Annotated in this window: 2 protein-coding genes; both read right to left on the reverse strand. The window is 43.3% G+C overall.

Translation table 11 applies throughout. From position 1 onward, the window contains the following. Window positions 1-76: 76 nt before the first annotated feature. Window positions 77-418 (reverse strand): group II intron maturase-specific domain-containing protein, encoded by a 342-nt coding sequence (locus R2B77_RS17825; protein WP_322555777.1) that lies wholly within the window; start codon window positions 416-418, stop codon window positions 77-79. Window positions 419-501: 83 nt separating this feature from the next. Beyond that, window positions 502-1,368: a group II intron reverse transcriptase/maturase gene (gene ltrA / locus R2B77_RS17830; RefSeq protein WP_203249340.1), complete on the reverse strand. Its 867-nt coding sequence runs from the start codon at window positions 1,366-1,368 to the stop codon at window positions 502-504. Window positions 1,369-1,876 lie beyond the last annotated feature (508 nt).

Genomic DNA, 1,876 nt, shown 5'->3' on the forward strand with positions numbered 1-1,876 from the left:
ATCGAGTAGGAGGCTAATCATTAATTGACTAGCCGACCTCTCACACCACCGTACGTACCGTTCGGTATACGGCGGTTCAACCTTTTAAGTATCGAGACTCATAAAGTTGGGACATATCCTTTAGTCCCCACTTTGTGAGTTTTTCTTTTGTTATGGCGCGATGGATAATTGCACTACGTGATAGTCGCCAGTATCCCTTACGGGAATTTGCCAATTTCATCGCATCATCATGGTCAATGCCAAAGTTGCGAAGTTTTTGGTAGCGAGTACGTGGTTTCTTCCATCTTTTCCATATCAATTGTCTTAAGCGATGATTTAACCATTGCTGAGTTTCTCCGATGAATTTCTTCATGTTAGCGACTCCGTAATAGTTAATCCATCCAGTTATTGTTTGATTAATCTTTGTGATGATATCTATGAAAGGACCAGGACGTTTTCTACTGGTTCGCTTTCTTAGCTTGTCTTTGAAGCGCTGTTTTGCCGACTTACTTGGTCGGCAACCTACTTTCCCATGAGATTTTGAATGTTAAAGCCTAAAAATGTAGCTTTTGTGGAGCCGCATATCTGGCTTTTCTCCTGGCTAATCGTCAGTTGAAGGTCCTGCTCCAAGAAGGTGGTGACACTTTCCATTACCCTTTCACCCGCACGTTTGCTTTTGACATAAATGACGAAGTCATCGGCATATCGAACGAATCGGTGTCCTCTCTTTTCCAGCTCTCTGTCTAACATATTGAGGTAGACATTGGCTAGAATAGGAGACAGGGGTCCACCTTGCGGTGCACCTTTCTTTGTCTCGATGTAGATGTCTTTATCGAGGATGCCCGAGCGTAGGAACTTCCAGATTAGGAGGAGTACCATTTTATCTGAGATGAAATAGTCCAGATAACCGCGTATTCTCTGGTGATGGATGGTGTCAAAGTAACTTTTCAAATCACAGTCCACTACCACTTTAAAACCTTCTTGGTAATATTCCTCAGCCTTTTTAATAGCTTGGTGGGCACTTCTTCCTTTTCGAAAACCGTAGCTATTATCTGAAAAATGAGGGTCAATGATTGGTTCAATGACTTGAAGAATCGCTTGTTGAACGACTCTATCTAAGACACATGGAATACCTAAGTATCTTTTCGACCCATCTGCTTTCGGTATCGCAACTCTTTTAACGGGTTGGGGTTGATAGGACCCATCCTTCAGCTTTTGCTTTAGAGGCTGATAATATTTCTCCATATGGCTTTTTAATTGATAGACTGTAATACCATCTACACCTGGGGCTCCTTTATTCTTTCTGACTTTCTTGTAGGCTCTCCAAAGATTATCATCTGCAATAACCTGTTCGATTAAGCTGATACCATCTTGTTCTTTCATATCCATGCGACATCCCTGCACGCTCCTATGTACCCTTTCGTTTCCAACTTATCTCTCCATAGGCAGCCATCTCTTGGTAATTACCGTGATGTTTGCTGTGCTTTGGCGGTGATGTCTACACCTCCCTGTTTTCCAAGATTTAAGATTGTTCCACCCTTCATTTCCGTAAGGAAACTACTATGGTTTCTGCTGACTTCTCACGATAAATCTTGTTTCAACCGAGTTTTCACTCGTCCGTGAGACCTCCCCGGGTAAGGGTAATCACTTTCTTCTCATGTAACTGCTATATCTACTGTATGGGATTCGGGCAGTATTGGACTTTGTCTTGTATGGCAGACTTATCCGTCCCAAGTCAGCCTTGTATATAGTTTCTGTTCGTCAGTTCGAGAATTTGCATACGGCTTCCTTCAGATTCCACCTCGCGGTGGACACCCTTGCCTTCTGCTAACAGTTCCTACTGCCAAGCCTGTAGTGGACTTTCACCACCTAGCGATTACCCATGCCGGGCACACCA

The organism is Sporosarcina beigongshangi, from assembly GCF_033485195.1.
Taxonomy (GTDB): domain Bacteria; phylum Bacillota; class Bacilli; order Bacillales_A; family Planococcaceae; genus Sporosarcina; species Sporosarcina beigongshangi.